At 62.2% G+C, this 17912-nt stretch carries 20 protein-coding genes and 1 pseudogene; 13 read left to right on the top strand and 8 right to left on the bottom strand.

Translation table 11 applies throughout. From position 1 onward, the window contains the following. Positions 1 to 63: 63 nt before the first annotated feature. Genes ESD82_RS07855 through pedF form a run of 3 tightly spaced genes read right to left on the bottom strand, consistent with a single transcriptional unit; the run spans position 64 to position 2487 of the window. The gene (locus tag ESD82_RS07855; RefSeq protein ID WP_028714064.1) at positions 64 to 1008 is read right to left on the bottom strand and encodes a quinoprotein relay system zinc metallohydrolase 1; all 945 of its coding nucleotides are present in this window, start codon (positions 1006 to 1008) and stop codon (positions 64 to 66) included. After that, positions 1005 to 1796 (bottom strand): quinoprotein dehydrogenase-associated SoxYZ-like carrier, encoded by a 792-nt coding sequence (locus tag ESD82_RS07850; protein WP_036714371.1) that lies wholly within the window; start codon positions 1794 to 1796, stop codon positions 1005 to 1007. The genes ESD82_RS07855 and ESD82_RS07850 overlap by 4 nt, the downstream gene beginning before the upstream one ends. A 4-nt stretch (positions 1797 to 1800) precedes the next feature. Next, complete coding sequence (pedF, locus tag ESD82_RS07845) at positions 1801 to 2487, bottom strand: cytochrome c-550 PedF (RefSeq protein ID WP_028714065.1); 687 nt, start codon at positions 2485 to 2487, stop codon at positions 1801 to 1803. Positions 2488 to 2662: 175 nt separating this feature from the next. Here pedF and ESD82_RS07840 point away from each other — a divergent pair, with 175 nt between their 5' ends. Continuing rightward, on the top strand, positions 2663 to 3178 hold the full coding sequence (locus ESD82_RS07840; protein ID WP_051416320.1) for a rhodanese-like domain-containing protein: 516 nt from the start codon (positions 2663 to 2665) through the stop codon (positions 3176 to 3178). A gap of 21 nt (positions 3179 to 3199) precedes the next feature. Here the strand turns inward: ESD82_RS07840 and ESD82_RS22125 are convergent. Beyond that, positions 3200 to 3616: pseudogene (locus ESD82_RS22125) on the bottom strand (aldehyde dehydrogenase family protein); the annotation flags it as partial. Here ESD82_RS22125 and ESD82_RS22575 point away from each other — a divergent pair. The 6 genes from ESD82_RS22575 to ESD82_RS07815 all read left to right on the top strand — a co-directional run bounded on the left by ESD82_RS22575 (position 3515) and on the right by ESD82_RS07815 (position 6188). Beyond that, positions 3515 to 4351 (top strand): hypothetical protein, encoded by an 837-nt coding sequence (locus ESD82_RS22575; RefSeq protein ID WP_407672807.1) that lies wholly within the window; start codon positions 3515 to 3517, stop codon positions 4349 to 4351. The pseudogene ESD82_RS22125 and the gene ESD82_RS22575 sit on opposite strands and share 102 nt — an antisense overlap. Further along, on the top strand, positions 4272 to 4481 hold the full coding sequence (locus ESD82_RS22120) for a hypothetical protein (RefSeq protein ID WP_244314506.1): 210 nt from the start codon (positions 4272 to 4274) through the stop codon (positions 4479 to 4481). The genes ESD82_RS22575 and ESD82_RS22120 overlap by 80 nt, the downstream gene beginning before the upstream one ends. Positions 4482 to 4704: 223 nt before the next feature. Next, positions 4705 to 5001: a hypothetical protein gene (locus ESD82_RS07830; RefSeq protein ID WP_147429448.1), complete on the top strand. Its 297-nt coding sequence runs from the start codon at positions 4705 to 4707 to the stop codon at positions 4999 to 5001. A gap of 21 nt (positions 5002 to 5022) precedes the next feature. Further along, the gene (locus ESD82_RS07825; RefSeq protein ID WP_104491151.1) at positions 5023 to 5268 is read left to right on the top strand and encodes a type II toxin-antitoxin system Phd/YefM family antitoxin; all 246 of its coding nucleotides are present in this window, start codon (positions 5023 to 5025) and stop codon (positions 5266 to 5268) included. Continuing rightward, the gene (locus ESD82_RS07820) at positions 5258 to 5560 is read left to right on the top strand and encodes a type II toxin-antitoxin system RelE family toxin (protein WP_104491150.1); all 303 of its coding nucleotides are present in this window, start codon (positions 5258 to 5260) and stop codon (positions 5558 to 5560) included. The genes ESD82_RS07825 and ESD82_RS07820 overlap by 11 nt, the downstream gene beginning before the upstream one ends. A 433-nt stretch (positions 5561 to 5993) precedes the next feature. Continuing rightward, a complete protein-coding gene (locus ESD82_RS07815; RefSeq protein ID WP_116171357.1) occupies positions 5994 to 6188 on the top strand; it encodes a hypothetical protein in 195 nt (64 codons plus the stop codon). 1 nt (position 6189) lies between these two features. Here ESD82_RS07815 and ESD82_RS21760 read toward each other — a convergent pair whose 3' ends face one another. From ESD82_RS21760 to ESD82_RS07800, 4 genes are read right to left on the bottom strand one after another with little or no spacing between them, the layout of a single operon-like run. After that, positions 6190 to 6363 (bottom strand): hypothetical protein, encoded by a 174-nt coding sequence (locus ESD82_RS21760; RefSeq protein ID WP_166436162.1) that lies wholly within the window; start codon positions 6361 to 6363, stop codon positions 6190 to 6192. Next, the gene (locus tag ESD82_RS07810; protein ID WP_116171356.1) at positions 6360 to 6542 is read right to left on the bottom strand and encodes a hypothetical protein; all 183 of its coding nucleotides are present in this window, start codon (positions 6540 to 6542) and stop codon (positions 6360 to 6362) included. The genes ESD82_RS21760 and ESD82_RS07810 overlap by 4 nt, the downstream gene beginning before the upstream one ends. Before the next feature lie 9 nt (positions 6543 to 6551). Continuing rightward, positions 6552 to 6977: a type II toxin-antitoxin system VapC family toxin gene (locus ESD82_RS07805; protein WP_167521730.1), complete on the bottom strand. Its 426-nt coding sequence runs from the start codon at positions 6975 to 6977 to the stop codon at positions 6552 to 6554. Continuing rightward, positions 6977 to 7222: a type II toxin-antitoxin system VapB family antitoxin gene (locus ESD82_RS07800; RefSeq protein ID WP_140848566.1), complete on the bottom strand. Its 246-nt coding sequence runs from the start codon at positions 7220 to 7222 to the stop codon at positions 6977 to 6979. Before ESD82_RS07800 ends, ESD82_RS07805 begins: the two co-directional genes overlap by 1 nt. A gap of 592 nt (positions 7223 to 7814) precedes the next feature. Between ESD82_RS07800 and ESD82_RS07795 the strand changes: the two genes are divergently transcribed. The 6 genes from ESD82_RS07795 to ESD82_RS07770 are packed head-to-tail and all read left to right on the top strand — an operon-like array spanning position 7815 to position 17720. Next, the gene (locus ESD82_RS07795) at positions 7815 to 9836 is read left to right on the top strand and encodes a type I restriction-modification system subunit M (RefSeq protein WP_147429450.1); all 2022 of its coding nucleotides are present in this window, start codon (positions 7815 to 7817) and stop codon (positions 9834 to 9836) included. Positions 9837 to 9851: 15 nt separating this feature from the next. Then, positions 9852 to 11561 carry a DUF262 domain-containing protein gene (locus ESD82_RS07790; RefSeq protein ID WP_322789433.1) on the top strand — a complete coding sequence of 570 codons (1710 nt, stop codon included), beginning with the start codon at positions 9852 to 9854 and terminating at the stop codon, positions 11559 to 11561. Between the two features lie 12 nt (positions 11562 to 11573). Then, positions 11574 to 12794, top strand: coding sequence for a restriction endonuclease subunit S domain-containing protein (locus ESD82_RS21980; RefSeq protein ID WP_208852056.1), 1221 nt, complete (start codon positions 11574 to 11576; stop codon positions 12792 to 12794). Continuing rightward, positions 12794 to 13171, top strand: a complete 378-nt coding sequence (locus tag ESD82_RS07780; protein WP_147429452.1) for a hypothetical protein — start codon at positions 12794 to 12796, stop codon at positions 13169 to 13171. Before ESD82_RS21980 ends, ESD82_RS07780 begins: the two co-directional genes overlap by 1 nt. A 24-nt stretch (positions 13172 to 13195) precedes the next feature. Beyond that, positions 13196 to 16423: a type I restriction endonuclease subunit R gene (locus ESD82_RS07775; RefSeq protein ID WP_147429453.1), complete on the top strand. Its 3228-nt coding sequence runs from the start codon at positions 13196 to 13198 to the stop codon at positions 16421 to 16423. Then, complete coding sequence (locus tag ESD82_RS07770; RefSeq protein ID WP_147429454.1) at positions 16416 to 17720, top strand: ISL3 family transposase; 1305 nt, start codon at positions 16416 to 16418, stop codon at positions 17718 to 17720. Before ESD82_RS07775 ends, ESD82_RS07770 begins: the two co-directional genes overlap by 8 nt. Positions 17721 to 17912: the final 192 nt, after the last annotated feature.

Below are 17912 nucleotides of genomic sequence, written 5' to 3'. Positions count from 1 at the left end.
GCAGTCTCCTCCATATACATGAACGACGGGTTGCCCGCGTCTGATGCCTTGTCGGTCCTTGCTTCAGGCGCCGCCGACGACTGGCAGCGCCAGGGTTTCATGGTCGCCGAAGCGGCGGACGACCGAGCGCAGGTATTCCTCGGGATTGGCGCCCAGCCCGGCGAATTCGGGGACGGGGCCAGCGGCCATCGCCTCGATTGGCGTCAGCCCCAGATCGGCGGCCATCGCCAGCCGGTCGCGCGTCGCCCGCAGATAGGCGCGGGTCTGCGCGATGCCTTCGCCCGCGCGGTGGAAGCGGCCATGCCCCGGCACCACCCCGGCGGGGCCGAGCCCTTCCAGCCGGTCCAGCGCCGCCAGCCAGGTCGCGAAATCCGCGTCTGGCAGGCTGGGCGCGCGGTCCAGGAACACCAGATCCCCGGCGACCAGCACGCCGGTCGCCTCATCGAGGATGGCCAAATCGGCGGCGGTGTGGCCGGCCAGCGGGATCATCCGCAGGGTCCGGCCGCCGATGGCGCGCGGGCCGGCCTCGACCTCGCCGGTCGCGGGCATGGTCCGGGTCCCCGAGATCCAGCTGCCGAGGATCGAATACAGCGTCTCGGCATAATCCTGGGCATATTCGCGGCAGGTCGCGGATGTCGCCGCCAGCGCCAGAACCGGCCGGTCGGCCAGCGGCGCGTTGCCAAACCAGTGGTCCGGGTGATGGTGGGTGTTGATCGTCGCGACGAGCCCGCCCAGCCGCTGGTCGGCAAAGGCGCGGATCTCGGCCCCCATGGCGGCGGTCGAGCCGCTGTCGACGACCAGCGCGCCCTGATCGGTCGCCAGCAGCGCCACGTTGACGATGTCGCCGCCGTTCTCGCGGGTGAAGACCTCGCGCCGGCCCTCGATCATCCATATTCCGTCTGCAACTTCGACTGGCTGCAGGCCATATCTGCGCGGCTGCGCGAAGATGGGCAAGGGCAGCGTCAGGACGGCGGCCCCGGCCAGCAGCGCCCGGCGGGAAAGGCTCATGGCGCGTCCTCCACCCGGCCCGCGAAGGCATAGCCCAGGTTGTCGCGCGCCCGGATCGCGACCGGCCCGCGCGCCAGGTCGAGCGGCAGCAGGAAAGTCAGCGCCGGGTTCTCCTCCAGTGGCTCGTGCAGCTCCAGCGCGGCGATCTCGGCCCCGGCGGCGTCGAGCAGAGCCAGTTCGGTCAGGTGATGCGCCGGGATGCCGTCCGCCAGGCCGGTGTCCTGCGGATGGCGCAGCCGTAGCCGCAGTCGCCCGGTTTCGGCCCAGAGCCGGGCGCGCAATTCGCCGAAGCCCTGCTGCCAGTCGGGTCGGTGGTGCGCAGCGGCGGGCGCGCTGCATCCGCCGCCAAGCGCGCTGACATAGGCCGCGCCGACCAGCCATTCGCCCGCCCCCGTCTCGGCCCCGGTCTCGGCCGAGGCGCGCAGGGCGCCGCCGACCTCGTATTTCACGCCGAAGCCCAGCAGGGGCAGGGCGCGGCCGGGGCGAAAGACGATGGCCTTGGGAAAGGGGCTGTAGTCGATGGTGACGACGATGCGCCGGATCGGCTGCGCGACGGCGGTGGCGTCGATCAGGAAGGGCACATGGCGGGAATCCTCGGCCGCGCGCGGCGCCAGGACGGCGACGGCCGGATCGTTGCGCCAGGCCGCGGGGTCGCCCAGGAATTCCTGCCGGTGCGACGGCCACATGCCGCTGTCGAACGCATCGCCCCCCACGGCGGCCGGCCCGGTCCTGCCGGTCAGCAGCGGGGGCGAGGCGGCGCCGGGCAACCTGTCCGTCAGCAGCGCCATGGCCCTAGTTCCTCAGCACGCCATGGATCAGCTCGGCGGCCGCCGGCGCATGCGAGGCGCCGCTGCGCAGCATGTGCGCCGCCTGGTCCAGCACGGTCACGGCGCGCGGCGCGCCCGAAAGCGCCTCGAAGCCGCTGCCGGCGCTTTCCAGCTCGGCGGCCAGCGCCTGGGCCTGATCGGCCCCGGCATCGAGCGGCAGCGCCTTGACCTTGTCGTAAAGCGCCGCGATCTCGGTGCTTTTCTCCGCCAGCGCGTCGGCATCGGGGCGGGTCTCGATATAGGTGCGGATCGCCCAGATCGCCTGCTGGTTCAGGATGCCCTCGAAGGGCGGCATCTTCACCGCGCCGTTCTGCTCATAGCCGTGCAGGATGCGGTCCAGATACCATTCGTCGCCGAAGGCGCTGGCCTCGAGGAAGCGCAGGTCCGGCGCCAGCCCGCCCGAGATCGCCTCGAGCCCGTGGCAGCGCGCGCAATTGCTGTTGAAGCCCTTGGCACCGATCTCGACGGCCTTGAACAGCACCGCGCCGTCCGCCTCGCGCCAGGGGTTTTCGCTGGCCATCTCGGCCGGAAGTTCGGGCAGGCCGGCGGTGTCGACCGCCTGCGGGGCGGTGTCGCCATGGCCAAGCGCCATCGATGCCCAGAGAGCGAGTGAGACGGCAAGAGGAAAGGTCTTGCTTATCCTGCGGGTCATGTTCCAAAGTCCTTCGCGCGTATCCGTTGTGCGTTGCGTCCTGGTCAAATTTCCTTGAGATCGAGAAAGGGTAAATTGTGCCATGGTCGTATTGCGCACCCTCCGCAGGGCCCGGAGCCTGCGGTCCCGCCCCGGAATCGGGGCATTTCTCCTGCTTCTGGCGGGGGTTTTCCCCTTGGCCGTCGCGGCCGAGCAGCCAGTGCTGTTCGACGAAAGCGGCTATCGCCTGGACGGCTATCGCGCCCCGGTTCCCGAAGCGGTGCCGGGGGCGAGGACGCTCGACCTTGCGCAGGTGCGGGCGCTGATCGGCCAGGGCTGGATCCCGGTCGACGTGATGGGCGCCCGGGTTTTCGGGATCGGCGCCGACGGCACATGGATCCTGCCCGAGCGGCACCGCTCGATCCCCGGCGCGCGTTGGCTGCCGGTGGTCGGCTGGGGCCGGCTGGAGCCATGGCAGAGCGATTATCTGGATGCGAGCCTGGAGCGGATCACCGGCGGCGACCGCAAGGCGGGGCTGATCCTGTTCTGCAAGTCGGATTGCTGGCTCAGCTGGAACGCCGCCAGGCGCATCGCCGGGCGCGGCTATGTCAACCTGGGCTGGTTCCCCGGCGGGGTCGATGCCTGGGCGGATGCCGGCCTGCCGCTGGTCGAGATCCGGCCCGAGCCGCATCGCGGCAGCTGGTCGCGCTGATCGCCGCCGCCCGGCGGGGGGTCAGCCATGCGCGGCGGTCACGGTCTTGAGGCGGGTGAAGCCGTAGAGCGCCTCGAAACCCTTCTCGCGGCCATGGCCGGATTTGCCGACCCCGCCGAAGGGCAGCTCGATGCCGCCGCCGGCGCCGTAATTGTTCACGAAGACTTGGCCGCTGCGGATCTTGCGCGCCAGCCGCAGCTGGCGCGCGCCGTCGCGGGTCCAGATGCCGGCGACCAGCCCGTATTCGGTACCGTTGGCGATGCGGACCGCCTCGGCCTCGTCCTGGAAGGGGATCAGCACCTGCACGGGGCCGAAGATCTCCTGCTGGGCCAGCGCATGGCCGGGATCGACCTCGGAAAACAGCGTCGGCAGCACGAAATGCCCGCCCGGCGCGGCATCGGGATGCAGCCTGCCCTCGGCCGCCAGGGTCAGCTCGGCCTTGCCGCGGTCGATGAAGCCTATGAGGCCGAGGGCGGGCGCGTCACCACCGACCTCTTTGCCGACCAGTCCTATTTCGAGGACGAGGCCCTGCTGCACGAACTGTTCACGGCCAAGCTGGAAGCTCACGCCGGCACCATCATTGCCGATGGCTGGAAATGGGCCGAGCCGATCCGGGACAGCTATGTCGGCTATTACGAGATCGAGGCGCGCAAGCTGGATCGCATCTATGCGCAGGAAGGCGAACTCTCCGAAGCCGAGGCCGAGCGTTATGATGAACTGGCCGAACTGGCGAACGGCGACGTCCTCGATGCCGAGGGCGAGGCCGAACTGGCCGCGCTGCAAGCCATTCTGGACGGCGGCTTTACCGACGAGCAAAGGGCCGTGTCCGGCGTCCTGTTCTATGTGGATCAGAGCGGTGCCCTGAAAACACTCGAAGGGCTGGTGACGCGCGAGGACCGCGCCACAGCCATCGAGGCCGGATTCCTGCGCCCATCGGTTCATAACGAGAGCGGCAGCGACACCCCGAAATCGCCCATCAGCAACGCGCTGCGCGACGACCTCGGCCGCGTTGCCATGGGTGCGCGGCAACATGCCATCCTGCGCGATCCCGACCTGCTGCTGGACCTTCTGGCCTATCAGTTGCAATCGACATGTGCTGCGGTTTCCCGGCCAGCTGGTCGCGGTCGAGCTGGACAAGGCCGTCCTGCTGTCCCTGCGCCAGCTCATCCTTGATGGACACCCCAACCGTTTCGGCAGGCCGGGGAGGGGTTTTCGCGCCGAGGACTGGACGACCCGCGCCTTGATGGACGTGAATAATCAGCTTGCCCGGCTCGATCGCATCGAGCGCCGAAACACCCCCTGAAATATCCTTGTGGTGAGGATGACTGGCCGCTCCCTCGGGGGCGGCTCTTTTTTTTGCCCTGTTCCTGGTGTTCGCCGGCGCCGTCGCCCTGGCAGGCCAGAACGCCGGCGCCGACGCGGCGCTAAGGCCGCGCCGGGCCCGCTGCGCGGCCAGAAGCAGGGCATTGCCGTGTTGCATTTGGTTCTAAATATGGTATCATATTTTAGCATGAATAGAGGGTGATATGACGGATTGTGAAAAGGGTGCGCTAGCAAAGCTCGCGCTGTTTGCTCTTGGAGCATTCGCCATCCTTCGCCTGACGTATACTGACGGCTGGAGGTTTGACTCGATCCTGGGGTGCGCGGCGAATGCGACGCTGATCGTGGGCGTCCTCGCCCAGATCGCGCTGGAAATGCTGGTGCGCTTCGCTCCGGATAGCTGGCTGCCGGACGATGTGCTCGCCGAATTGCCGATATGGCAAACAGGGGTGGTCTTGCTGTCCATGATCGCTGCCTCGGTCAGCCTGCTCATCGCGCAATGAATGACCTTGTGGAGATCGAACATGCAACGTGTTGAAGCCCAGATTGCGGTCAGTGTCTCTGATCTGAAGAAAAGCCCGACCGCCATCATGGATCAGGCGCAAGGCGAGGCCGTCGCCGTGCTGAACCACAATCGCGTCATGGCTTATATGGTCCCGGCCGATGTTTACGAGGCGATGATGGAGCGGCTGGACGACCTGGCGCTTGTCGATGTCATTAAGGCCCGGGCGGATGAAACGCCGATCAGCGTGGGCCTCGATGACCTTTGAGCTTAAGTTCCTGCCATCCGCACTGAAGGAGTGGAAAAAGCTCGGTGCCACGCTTCGGGAGCAGTTTCGGAAGAAGCTGGCCGAACGTCTGGAGCAGCCCCGTGTTCCTGCTGATGCGCTGCATGGTCTGGAAGATCATTACAAGATCAAGCTCCGCAGCGCCGGCTACCGACTCGTCTATCGCGTGGAGGATGCAGAAATTACCGTCACTGTGGTCGCAGTTGGTCGTCGCGAACGAAGCGAGGTGTATAAAGCTGCAAGCGCACGGCGCGATGATCGACCCAAAAGCTGACGTCCATTCTGGACCTTGAAAAGCGGCAGATAGTTTCGGGAGGATCCGCGCAGGACCATCAGACCAGGCGCAGCGTGGCCGCCCCCTCGGGGCGGCTTTTTCTTTGCCCTGTTCCTGGTGTTCGCCGTCGCCGTCGCCCTGGCAAGCCAGAACGCCGGGCCCGCTGCGCGGCAGAACCGTCGCGCCATCGGTCGCGTCCGGCTGTTAACCCGGCCAGCGCCAGGCGCAGGCCGGGGCCGGACCTATCCACCACCACACGGATCTTGTCATTCTACCACCCTGGTCAAGGACGGCGGCCGCGCGAGCGCGGCCTTGCAAGCGGCCCGTGCCGGGCCGTCCCTGACTCAGCGTGTCCGCATGCCTGCGACCGTGCGGGGCGGCTAGAGCCTCGCAATCTTCGGTCTCATCGCTTACATTTCACAAGGAGCATCCAATGAGCGACGTTGACATGACCACCGCCGAACAGTCCCTTGCCGACGACAAGATGCGGGCCGAGATCGCCAAGCTGATCGCGGAAACCTCGAAGATCAATGCCGAGGCCCGCTGGTATCCGCTGGCCGTTGCAACCGGACTCGTCGGCGCCATCGCCGGCCTGACAGCCTTCATCATCAAGCTCTTCGGTCTCTGACCTATGCGGCCCCTTCGGGGGCCGCTTTTACTTCAGCCGGGCGTAGCCTGGTCATTATCTTCCCCGCCAGCAATGCGGAATCGGCCGCGGACGAGGCGGCGCGGAACGGCCGCGGATCATCGTGCAGATCGGCCCAGGCATGGCCCGTCCAGAACGTCGCAACGTAGAACTTCATGATTCCTCTCCTGACGGCAGCATCCTTATACCTGCGCTGGCAATGAGAAGCGCCCGCACCTCGTCGCGGTCCTGCTCGCTCATATCAGATACCTCAGGAAGCTTGGCTCGGGCGAACGTGACCTTCACGCCGAACGTGACCTCAACTTGGTCCTCTGCCGTATCATCCTTATTTTCCATGGTGGAACTTCAAGCCAAATCCGTTTCAGAAAAATCGCCGCCCTTGTAGAGCAAGGGCACATGGTAAGCTTTCGCGCAGGCGTAGGAGAGCGCGTCCCCGAAATTAAGCTGCGCCGCGTGTCCGACGACCTTGCCGTAAACCGACAGCGCCCGGATCGCTTCCTTCCCCATCCCCGTGGTGATGTGCATCTCTTGCGCTTCGGCCGCCTCGAAAAACCCGTCCACCAGCTCGGCCGCCGCGGCAAAGTCCTCGGCTGCCGCCGGGCCCTTGCCGCGGGCCTGCACCTTGGCCCTGACCAGGGCGAGCGTCGCTTCCATCCGCACGACAGGCGAGAACCGCAGCGTGCCACGCGCGGCCTCCATCGCCTTCAGCAGCCCAGGCGCTTCCGGTTCGTTCAGCAGCACCGAGACCACCGCGCTTGCGTCCAGGAACATCAGTTCTCGCCCCATTGCTCGTCAAAGAACGGCTTCAGGTCTTCGCCCGTGCTGACGAAACCAGCCGCCGCGGCCTTAGCCTGCACCTTCCCCACGCGGGTGGAAAGGCTCTCGCGCGCCGACAGGGCATTGATCTGTGCCATCAGGGCCTGCCGGACCGCTTCGCTCTTGTTCGTCTGCCCCGTCATGGCGCAATATCTAACGAGCAGAGCGTCGATCTCATCCCCTTTGATGTGTATTGCCATCAGTGTATCCCCTATAGTATACACCGTATGTATAGCAAGGGATACACTAGCGCAAGCCGCTTCCGCCGATTAGGAACATCATTGTCAATTGGAATGCACATGGTAATGAAGTCAACTATTTCAATCTATAGCACTTTTGCGAATCTCACGCTGCTGCTGGCAACCGTTCTGCTCATGTGGATGTATTTGCCTATGCAAGCGGAGTTCCTTTACGCTCACTGGCTTGCCTTCTCCAGTCTTGATCCCGTTGCTCATTGGTTTCGAACAGGAGTAATGAGATCATTCTGCTATTTCCTGCTCGGTTGGGTCTACCTGTTCGGCTGTGCCATGGTCTCAATCGCAATTGGGAGTCTGAAAAAGCACTTCCTGAAATCAAGGAGAGCCCATCGGTCGCCTGACAGGGCTTAGGATCTGCCCTCGTTCGTTGGCATTCTGGTCGATTGAGGTATATACCTTTGGGCTATGTGCATTCTAAGGTTGGAACCTAGAAAAACCTAGTTGCGTGGCTTCTGGTCCGTTACGTGCAAAATCTGGTTGAAATCCCATTCGGTTATGTTATGCTGTTTCGTGCAAAACATGGTTGGAGGGAGGCATGGCAGAAAACGGCAACGGATCGACATCCACGCTCGCGGACTTCATCTGGAAGAACGCGGAAGACCTGTGGGGCAACTTCAAGCACACCGACTTCGGCAAGATCATCTTGCCGTTCACGCTCCTGCGGCGTCTGGAGTGCGTGCTGGAGCCGACCCGCGAGGAAACCCGGAACACCTTCCTCGCACACAAGGACAGCGGACTCGACCTTGACCTGATTCTGCGCCAGACCACCGGGTATCCCTTCTACAACACCTCCGAATACGCGCTCGCCACGCTGGGCGGCACGAAGACGCGGCAAAACCTTCAGGACTACGTTGCCCATTTCTCGGACAACGCGCGGGTCATCTTCGAGCAGTTCGACTTCGGCAACACGGTGATCCGGCTCGACAAGGCCGGGCTGCTGTTCAAGATCTGCAAGAACTTCGCGGCGGTTGATCTGCATCCCGACGTAGTGCCGGATCGGGTGATGAGCAACCTCTACGAGCACCTCATCCGGCGCTTCGGTGCCGAGGTCAATGAAGGCGCCGAGGACTTCATGACGCCGCGCGACGTGGTGCATCTGGCAACGTCGCTCCTGCTCGACCCCGACGACCAATTGTTCGAGGCTAACCCTGGCCTGATTCGCACCCTCTACGACCCGACCTGCGGCACGGGCGGCTTCCTAACCGACGCCATGAACCACGTCGCCGACTACGGCAATCGCTTCAAGGTGCCGCCGGTTCTGGTCCCCCACGGGCAGGAGCTTGAACCGGAGACACATGCCGTCTGTCTGGCCGGCATGCTGCTGCGCACGCTGCCGACCGATCCGGGGCGCGACCTGTCGAAGAACATCAAGCTTGGCAGCACGCTCTCCAACGACCAGTACGCCGGCGAACGCTTCCACTACGGCCTCGCCAATCCACCCTTCGGCAAGAAGTGGGAGAACGACCAGAAGGCCGTGACCGACGAGCACAAGGACAAGGGTTACGACGGGCGCTTCGGCCCCGGACTGCCGCGCATCAACGACGGCTCCATGCTCTTCCTGTTGCACCTGGCAAGCAAGCTGGAGCTTCCGCACAAAGGCGGTGGCCGTGCCGCCATCGTGCTGTCGGGGTCGCCCCTGTTCAACGGCGGCGCCGGCTCAGGCGAATCGGAAATCCGCCGCTGGCTGCTGGAGAATGATGTTGTCGATGCCATCGTGGCCCTGCCCACCGAAATCTTCTTCCGCACGGGGATCGGCACCTACCTCTGGATTCTGTCCAATAAGAAGCCGGCGGCTCGCCGCAACAAGGTGCAGTTGATCAACGCCACGGGCCTGTGGGTATCGATCAAGAACGAGGGCAACAAGCGCCGCATGATCAGTGACGAGCAGATGCGGCAGATCGTGGACATCTACGGCGCGGCCGAGGATGGCGAACTGTCCCGGATACTCGACTATCGCCGCTTCGGCTATCGGCGCATCAAGGTGCTGCGTCCCTTGCGCATGTCGCTGCACGTCACGGCCGAAGCCTTGGCACGCCTCAAGGAGAGCAAGGCATGGGGCAAGTTGAACGAGGCCCAGCAGGCTGCGTGGGATAGCGCCCTGTCGCCCCACATGGGAGAGGTCAAGCCGTTCGCCTGGGCAGAAACCTTCGCGGCGGAGGCGGCCAAATCCGATACGGTCATCGGTAAGGTCGGCAAGACCTTCATCAAGGCCATGATCGACGCCTTCGGCACCCGCGACCCGGAAGGCGAGCCGGTACAAGATGCCGACGGCCAGCCCGTGGCCGATTCCGAATTGACCGACTACGAGAACGTTCCGCTGGTCGACAGCGTGCAGGACTACTTTGCCCGCGAGGTGCTGCCGCACGTACCGGATGCCTACATCGACGAGAACTTCCGCGACGACAAGGACAAGGAGGTCGGCAAGGTCGGCTACGAGATCAACTTCAATCGCTACTTTTACAAGTATGTGCCGCCGCGCAAACTGCACGACATTGACGCCGAGTTGCAGCAGGTCGAAGCTGAAATCGCTGCTCTGCTAGGCAAAGTCACTGAGTAAGAAACGGAGCGAGTCATGGCTGCAACCAACTTCAAGACCGAGAACAACACATTCAGGAAGCTCATCGGGAACGGTTTGACGTACCGCATTCCACGCTTTCAGCGCGACTACAGTTGGACCAACGAGGAATGGGAAGACCTGTGGATGGATCTCCTGGGGACGCTCAAGGCCGACGGGGAGAGTGCGCACTACATGGGATACCTGGTCTTGCAGTCCGCCGACGACAAGACCTTCGATGTCATTGATGGCCAACAACGCCTCACAACTATCAGCATCATTGTTCTCGCCATTCTCAAGAACATCCAGCGGCTGATCAATGCGGGCAATGACGCCGAGCCGAACAAGCGCCGCATGGATCAGATTCGGCAGACCTACGTGGGCTACCTCGATCCCGTGACGCTGGTCGCGCGCCCCAAGCTGACGCTCAATCGCAACAACAACACGTATTTCCAGACCTATCTGGTGCCACTCGGGCATCTTCCGCAGAGGGGCTTCCGCGCCTCGGAGCATTCACTCCGCAAAGCCTTCGAGTGGTTCGACAAGCGCGTAGCCGAATACCTCAAGGCCAGTACAGGCGACGAGGGCATGCGCCTCGCGAAGCTTGTGGAAGACATTAGCGACCGCCTGTTTTTCACGGTGATCACCGTTACCGATGAACTCAACGCCTACAAGGTGTTCGAGACGCTCAACGCCCGTGGTGTGCGCCTGTCAGCGACCGATCTGTTGAAAAACTACCTGTTCTCGGTTCTCGACCGGGGTGGAGAGACCGATCACGAACTGCGCAACCTGGAAGACCGGTGGGAGTCCATCGTCGGCCGGCTCCAGTCAGAGAACTTCCCGGATTTCCTTCGCGTGCACTGGAACAGCCGCCGCAGCTTTGCGCGCCAGGCCGATCTGTTCAAGACCATCCGGGCACAGGTCAGTACAGCGGAGGCCGTGTTCCAGTTGCTGCGAGACATGGAAGAAGACCTTGATACCTACTTGGCCTTGTCTTCGCCGGAACCATCCGACTGGCCACAGGAGGACAAGCAACTGGCGGGGGTACTGAAGACCTTCCGAGTGCGACAACCGTTCCCGCTACTGCTCGCAGCCAAGCGAATCTTCGACGCTCCCGATTTCACGGGGCTACTGCGCTCGACGGTTGTTATCTCGATGCGGTTCAACGTCATCGGCTCCTACAGCACTGCGGAGCAAGAGCGAAAGTACAACGAGGTCGCCGAGCGTGTAGCGAGGAACGAATTGAGAACTCTCGGTCAGGCACTGCAATCCTTGCGCAGCATCTACCCGGATGATGCCGCGTTCAGAACAGGCTTCGCCGAGAAAACGATCCGAACCACCGATTCTCGAAACAACCGCGTGGTCCGCTTCATTCTCTGTGCCCTTGAAAAACACCTGTCCGGTCAAGCCCATGACTTCGCCAGTGACGCCTTCAATATCGAGCATATCCTGCCGCAAAACGCCCCGGATGGTTGGGGCGGGATCGGCAACGACGACGCGGAAGCCCTCGTGTACCGACTTGGCAACATGACGTTGCTCCAGGCCGGAGCAAATCGGGACTTGGGCAACCTGGATTACGCCCAAAAGCGGCCGACATACCAACAAAGCGGCTTTGCGATCACCAAGAAACTCGGTAACGACCATGCGGACTGGACCCCGAGCGGATCGCTGCGCACCAGAACTGGATGGCGACGCAGGCCACGGCAATCTGGCGCATCGCGCAATTGAGTTGAGGCGCGCATGAGTCACTACAAGCCATATTCGGCCTACAAGGATTCCGGCGTGGAGTGGATTGGCAAGGTGCCGATGCATTGGAGTGTGGTCAGGATCAAGCGCACGGCGCAAATTGCCACAGACCGCTGCAATGCCATTCCGGATGGATTGCCCTACATCGGACTGGAAGATGTCGAATCTGGCAGCGGGCAGTACAAGCCTACAGCAACGACATCTCGCCAGACTGAGGATTCAACGGTTGGACTGTTCTGTGCCGGTGATGTGCTGTACGGCAAACTCCGTCCATACCTTCGCAAATGCATCACTGGGCCAACAGATGGCGCTTGCTCAACTGAATTTCTCGTTCTCAAGCCATCATCGGTATTGCCGGCATGGCTCCAGAACTGGATGCTCACCACCGAGGTCACGCAACAGATTGAAGCTGGATGTGATGGGGCGAAAATGCCAAGAGCAGACTGGGAGCACGTCGGGTCGATTCACATCCCAATCCCGGATAGCACGGAACAGGAGTCCATCCTTGCCTCGCTCGACCGCGAAACCGGCCGTATCGACGCCCTGATCGCCAAGAAAACCCGATTCATCGAACTGCTGAAGGAAAAAATCACTGCTCTGGCGTCGCCTCCACCCGATTCGCCGAATCTCAGATGGGTACGACTTTCACATGTCTGTGACGTGATTTCGCGCCCAGTTCTCCAACAAGCTGGTAGCAGCTACACGAAGCTCGGGTTGTTCAATAGAGGGCGCGGAATTTTCAAACGTGACGATACCGACACCGAGGATATGGGTGACTCCGACTTCTTCTGGATTCAGTCGGGCGACTTAATTCTTAGCGGGCAGTTCGCATGGGAGGGAGCTGTAGCTCTGGCAAATGAAGAACATGTCGGGTGCGTTGTCTCTCATCGCTTCCCCGTGATTAGAGGTCGGGAGAAAGAGGTCCTAACCGAGTACCTTTACGCCTATTTTTTGACCGCGCACGGTGATTTTGTACTAAATGATTGTTCGCGTGGGTCTGCTGGCCGTAATCGCCCCCTGAACATGAATTTGTTGCTGGGGTGGAAGATTCCGATTCTTCCTATGCAAAATCAATTAGAAATAGCACGACTTGTTCAATTGGAAAGAGTAATTGGGGCGAAGGTAAACAGGAGCGTTGCTCTACTCAAAGAGCGCCGCTCCGCCTTCATCACCGCCGCCGTGACCGGCCAGATCGACCTGCGGGGAGAGGCGTAATGGGCCGTCGCTACTACCGCAGGCGCAACAGCAACTCGGCCGGCGCCCTGATCCGCGACTCCGTGGAGGTGGGCAACCGCCTGCCGTGGTGGGGCGCGGCCCTCATGGGCGTGGTGATGTTCTCGCTCTTCTACTGGGGCGTTCCCGCCTGGATTTATCACCAGTGGGAGAGCAATCCTGTTCGCTCCCCGCTTGGGGATCTGGTCCGGCAAGTCTTCGAGCGACGCATCCACTGGATTCAATACCTCGGCATCGTGCTGGGGCTGGTCGGCGCCTTCTTCGCCATCAAGAACTACTTCTGGTCCGAGCGGCTATCGCGGCACGGCGAACAGAGCGTCGGCCTCTTCTCGCGCCTACTCGGACGGCTCCTTGATTAACCCCTACTGAATCGGTGACTCGGCATGAGCGATACCGCCCATCAAGAAAAGCACTTCGAGAACTACATCGTTACCAAGTTCGCCGAGCAGGGCTGGCTGGTGGGCAATACGGTTGATTACGACACCGAGCGCGCCCTGTACCTCGACGACTTGATCGCCTGGCTCAATGATTCCGGCCAGGGCGAAAAGTGGGCCAAGCTCCAGAAGGACAACGGCGAGCGTGCCGGCGAAGTGCTGATGGACCGGCTCGCCAAGGCGCTGGCCGATCACGGCACCGCCAACGTCTTGCGCAACGGCTTCTCGATTGCCGGCTGCGGGCACATCGATCTCTCGGAAGCTGCGCCCGAGGACAAGCGCAACGAGACCGTGCTGAAGCGCTATGCGGCAAACCGTCTGCGCGTGGTGCCTCAGCTCGAATACCACCCGACACGCAAGCTGGCGATTGACTTGGTGCTGTTCATCAACGGGATTCCCGTCGCCACGGTCGAACTCAAGACTGACTTTACCCAGTCAGCCGCCGCCGCGATGGAGCAGTACCGTACCGACCGCCTGCCGGTCGATCCAAAGACCAAGCGTCGCGAGCCGCTACTGACTTTCAAGCGCGGCGCGGTCGTGCATTTCGCCATGTCGGACTCCGACATTCAGATGGCGACCAAGCTCGATGGCGAGAACACCTTCTTCCTGCCGTTCAACCAGGGCAACGAGGGCCATGCGGGCAATCCGCCGCGCCAGGATGGCGAGTACCCGGTCGCCTATTTCTGGGAAAAGATCTGTCAGCGCGATGCGTGGCTGCGCATCTTCCACAGCTTCGTCTACGTCGAGAAGAAGGATGTGGTCGATCTGAAAGGCAACTGGTCGAAGAAGGAGACCCTGATCTTCCCGCGCTACCACCAGTGGGACGCGGTGAATGCCATGATCGCGGACGCCAAGGCCAACGGGCCGGGCATGCAGTATCTGTGCGACCACAGCGCCGGCTCCGGCAAGACCAGCACCATCTCCTGGACTGCGCACGATCTGGTGAAGCTGCGCCGGGATAACGGCGACCCGATCTTCAACAGCGTCATCATCGTCACCGACCGGACGGTGCTCGACGGTCAGCTTCAGGACGCCATCAAGCAGATCGACCACCAGTTTGGGGTGATCGCCGCCATCGACCGGCAGAAGTCGTCCAAGTCCAAGAGCAAGCAGTTGGCTGAAGCCTTGCTGGCGGGCACGCCGATCATCGTGGTGACGATCCAGACCTTCCCGTACGCGATGGAGGCCATCGTCACCGAGGAGGGGCTAAAGGACAAGAACTTCGCGGTCATCATCGACGAGGCCCACGCCTCGCAGACCGGATCGACGGCGACCAAGCTTCAGGCGACGCTCTCCCTCTCCGGCGGCATGGGTGAACTGACCGTGGAGGAATTGCTGGAGAAGCTTCAGCAGTCCCGTGTGCGCCCCAGGAACATCAGCAACTTTGCCTTCACCGGCACCCCGAAGCACTCGACCTTCATGCTCTTCGGTCGCCGGCCCGACCCAATGCGCCCGGCCTCGAAGACCAACATGCCCGGCGCCTTCCACCGCTATTCGATGCGGCAGGCCATCGAGGAGAACTTCATTCTCGATGTGCTGAAGGGCTACGTGCCCTACAAGACGGCCTTCAATCTCGGCAAGCAGATCGAAGACAAGAAGCGGGTCAGCAGCAAGCAGGCCAAGAAGGCGCTGGCGCAATGGATGTCGCTGCACCCGACCAACGTCACGCAGAAGGTGCAGTTCATCGTCGAGCACTTCAGCAAGAACGTGGCGCACCTCCTGGACGGCAAGGCCAAGGCGATGGTCGTGACCAGTTCGCGGGCTGCCGCCGTGCGCTACAAAAAGGGGTTTGACGCCTACATCGCCAAGCATCCCGAACATGCCGGTATCCGCTCGCTGGTGGCCTTCTCTGGCAAGATCACCGGCAAACAGGTGATGCACGCGGACGATGAGCGCCTGGCCGGCGACGTGTTCATCGTGGATGAGAAGGACGAGTTCACCGAAATCAACATGAACCCGGAGGTGAACGGACAGGATCTTCGCCTCGCCTTCGACCGTCCCGAATACCGGGTGATGCTAGTCGCCGACAAGTTCCAGACCGGCTTTGACCAGCCCAAGCTGGTGGCGATGTATATCGACAAGAAGATCGCCAACGATGTCGAGATCGTGCAGACCTTCGCCCGCCTCAATCGCACGGCGCCCGGCAAGGACGAAGTGTTCATCATCGACTTCGTGAATGACCCGGAGAACGTCCGCCGCGCCTTCTCGATGTACGACGAGGGGGCCGAGATCGAGGACGTGCAAGACCCCAACGTGGTCTATGAGATCAAGGAGCCGCTGGACGGGATGGGCTTCTACGATGCGGACGACTTGGCGGCGTTCAAGGAGGCCCGCTTCAAGACCATCCGCGACATCACCCAGGCCCATGATCCGCAGCATAAGGCACTGTACGCAGCGACCGAGCGACCGACGCGCATCTTCAACCAGCGCCTCAAGATGCTGCGCGATGCCGTTGCCACCTGGGAGGATGCCTACGAGAAGGCGCATCGCAATGGCGACGAGGCGGGCATGAAGTCCGCCGACCACCAGCGCCGCGACTTTGCCAATCAGGTCGCCGAACTGATGGCCTTCAAGAGCGGGCTTGGCCGTTTCTGTCGCACCTACGCCTACGTTGCGCAACTGATCGACTTCGGCGATCCCGAACTGGAGAACTTCGCCGCCTTCGCCAAGCTGCTCCAGAAGCGGCTCAATGGCGAGTCCCCGGAGAATGTCGATCTCAAGGGGCTGGTACTGACCGGGTTCGACATAAAGGCCAAGCCCGATCAGAAACCGGAGGACGAAGATCAGCCGACCCTCAAGCCCGTTGGTCCCGGTGGCAGAACCCAAACGGGCGACGATGCGGACTACCTGAGGGAGATCATCGACCGGCTCAACCGCCTGTTTGGTGACGCAGCGCCGGTACGCGACCAGATGGCCTTCGCCAACCAGGTCGCCGCAATCACCCGCGAGAACGACGTGGTGATGGCGCAGATCGAGAACAACACGCGCGATCAGGTCATGAAGGGCAACCTGCCCGGCGCCGTGCAGAGTGCGGTAGTCCGGGCACTCAGCTCGCATCAGAAGCTCGCCACGATTCTCCTGAAGGCGGACAAACAGGCCATGACGGCATTCACGGACCTGATCTACGAGTTGGATCGCGACCGGCGCAATCTCGACCTGGACGACACGAGTGCTTGACCTGCTCAATCTCTCCGGCGTCGAGCCAGCGGACCTGCGCTGCGAAGATGGTGTGATCACCGTCGTCGCCAACGCGGTCGATGGGAGTCCGCCGAAGTGCCCGGAATGTGCTCGCCCCATGTACCGGCACGGCAAACGCACCAGTATCTTCGCCGATACGCCATTGCAGATGCAGCCGACCCGGCTTGAGATCGTTCGGCCGCGCTACCGCTGTGATGCCTGCGGGAAAATGACGCTCCCGGAGCTTTCCTTCGTGGATGAGCGGCGGCGTGCCACGCGGCGTCTGGTCGATGCCATACGCGAACGTTGCCTCTCGACGACGTTTCACAGCATGGCGCAGCAGACGGGTCTTGCCGTCAACACGATCAAGAACATTGCGCATGACTTGATCGAGGAACTGGAGCGAACCGTCCGCTACGAGACCCCGGTCATCATGGGAATCGACGAGGTGAATCTGGCCGGCGGATACCGCTGCGTCATTACCAATCTGGCGACCAACAACGTCTTTGACATGCTGGAGGAGCGGACTCAGGAGCACCTGAAACCCTACTTCGAGAAGCTGCCCGACCGTGAGCGGGTTGAGTGGGTGTGTACCGATATGTGGCGCCCCTTCAAGAAATCGTTTGGCGCCTTCCTGCCCAACGCCCGGCTGGTCATCGACAAGTTTCACGTCGTCGAGAAAGCATCGAATGCGCTGGACGAGGAGCGCAAGAAGTACCAGGCCGCGCTATCGAAGCGAGAACGGGTGTTTGTGAAGAAGTCGATCCGGTGGCTCACCCTGAAACGCCCATCTTCCCTCACGCCAGCCGAGCAGGAAGCGCTACACGAAGTCCGCAAACACATTCCGGAATTGGCGGTGGCGTACGACTTTAAGGAAGCGTTCTACCGGATCTATGACGATCCCGACAAAGGCTCGGCAATGCGAGCCTTCGAGGCTTGGGAGAACGTGCTGCCAGCGAAAGGAATGGAGGGGTTCAAGACACTGGCGAAGACCGTCCACAACCATTATGAGGACATCTTCGCTTACTGGGATTCGCCGGTTCAGATCACCAATGCCTATACCGAGAGCCTGAATGGCTTGATCAAGATCGCCAACAGGCTAGGCAGAGGCTACAGCTACGAAATCATCCGGGCCAAGACGCTCTACGCGAAGTACGCCCGAAAAGTGGGCTCTGGCGTTCGCGTAGATGCAGCAGGAAAGGCTACGATTCCAACCACGGGGGTCTCTCAGCAAGTCGAGTACGGTCCCCACATTCCAACCTTGGTCGAGATTGCGGAATCAGGCGGACTGGACTGACAGACCTCCCGATTCCAACCTCATTCTGCAAAAAGCCTACCTTTGTAAGGAGGATGATATGGGTCTGATCTTCCGTCTCGGCATCGCCAGCGTCGCCGCCTATGCCTTCATGCCCGTCCTGCGGGACATCGCAGCGGTTGACTGGCCTGCGAGGTTCCAACTAAGGCGCCACTGAAGAGTGAGCGTCAAGTA

The organism is Paracoccus pantotrophus, assembly GCF_008824185.1.
Taxonomy (GTDB): domain Bacteria; phylum Pseudomonadota; class Alphaproteobacteria; order Rhodobacterales; family Rhodobacteraceae; genus Paracoccus; species Paracoccus pantotrophus.
Note: the sequence above shows the minus strand (reverse complement) of the source record. Positions and strands in the feature narration are given on the sequence as shown.

What these genes read in the sequence shown, in the direction of transcription:
- ESD82_RS07820 (WP_104491150.1), top strand. Translation starts at nt 5,258, where the DNA reads ATGACCTTTGAGCTTAAGTTCCTGCCATCCGCACTGAAGGAGTGGAAA.
- ESD82_RS21760 (WP_166436162.1), bottom strand. Translation starts at nt 6,363, where the DNA reads ATGAAGTTCTACGTTGCGACGTTCTGGACGGGCCATGCCTGGGCCGAT.
- ESD82_RS07800 (WP_140848566.1), bottom strand. Translation starts at nt 7,222, where the DNA reads ATGGCAATACACATCAAAGGGGATGAGATCGACGCTCTGCTCGTTAGA.
- ESD82_RS07780 (WP_147429452.1), top strand. Translation starts at nt 12,794, where the DNA reads ATGGGCCGTCGCTACTACCGCAGGCGCAACAGCAACTCGGCCGGCGCC.
- ESD82_RS07775 (WP_147429453.1), top strand. Translation starts at nt 13,196, where the DNA reads ATGAGCGATACCGCCCATCAAGAAAAGCACTTCGAGAACTACATCGTT.
- ESD82_RS07790 (WP_322789433.1), top strand. Translation starts at nt 9,852, where the DNA reads ATGGCTGCAACCAACTTCAAGACCGAGAACAACACATTCAGGAAGCTC.
- ESD82_RS21980 (WP_208852056.1), top strand. Translation starts at nt 11,574, where the DNA reads ATGAGTCACTACAAGCCATATTCGGCCTACAAGGATTCCGGCGTGGAG.
- ESD82_RS07815 (WP_116171357.1), top strand. Translation starts at nt 5,994, where the DNA reads ATGAGCGACGTTGACATGACCACCGCCGAACAGTCCCTTGCCGACGAC.
- ESD82_RS22575 (WP_407672807.1), top strand. Translation starts at nt 3,515, where the DNA reads ATGGCCGGGATCGACCTCGGAAAACAGCGTCGGCAGCACGAAATGCCC.
- ESD82_RS07795 (WP_147429450.1), top strand. Translation starts at nt 7,815, where the DNA reads ATGGCAGAAAACGGCAACGGATCGACATCCACGCTCGCGGACTTCATC.
- pedF (WP_028714065.1), bottom strand. Translation starts at nt 2,487, where the DNA reads ATGACCCGCAGGATAAGCAAGACCTTTCCTCTTGCCGTCTCACTCGCT.
- ESD82_RS07830 (WP_147429448.1), top strand. Translation starts at nt 4,705, where the DNA reads ATGACGGATTGTGAAAAGGGTGCGCTAGCAAAGCTCGCGCTGTTTGCT.
- ESD82_RS07850 (WP_036714371.1), bottom strand. Translation starts at nt 1,796, where the DNA reads ATGGCGCTGCTGACGGACAGGTTGCCCGGCGCCGCCTCGCCCCCGCTG.
- ESD82_RS07825 (WP_104491151.1), top strand. Translation starts at nt 5,023, where the DNA reads ATGCAACGTGTTGAAGCCCAGATTGCGGTCAGTGTCTCTGATCTGAAG.
- ESD82_RS07810 (WP_116171356.1), bottom strand. Translation starts at nt 6,542, where the DNA reads ATGGAAAATAAGGATGATACGGCAGAGGACCAAGTTGAGGTCACGTTC.
- ESD82_RS07855 (WP_028714064.1), bottom strand. Translation starts at nt 1,008, where the DNA reads ATGAGCCTTTCCCGCCGGGCGCTGCTGGCCGGGGCCGCCGTCCTGACG.
- ESD82_RS07805 (WP_167521730.1), bottom strand. Translation starts at nt 6,977, where the DNA reads ATGTTCCTGGACGCAAGCGCGGTGGTCTCGGTGCTGCTGAACGAACCG.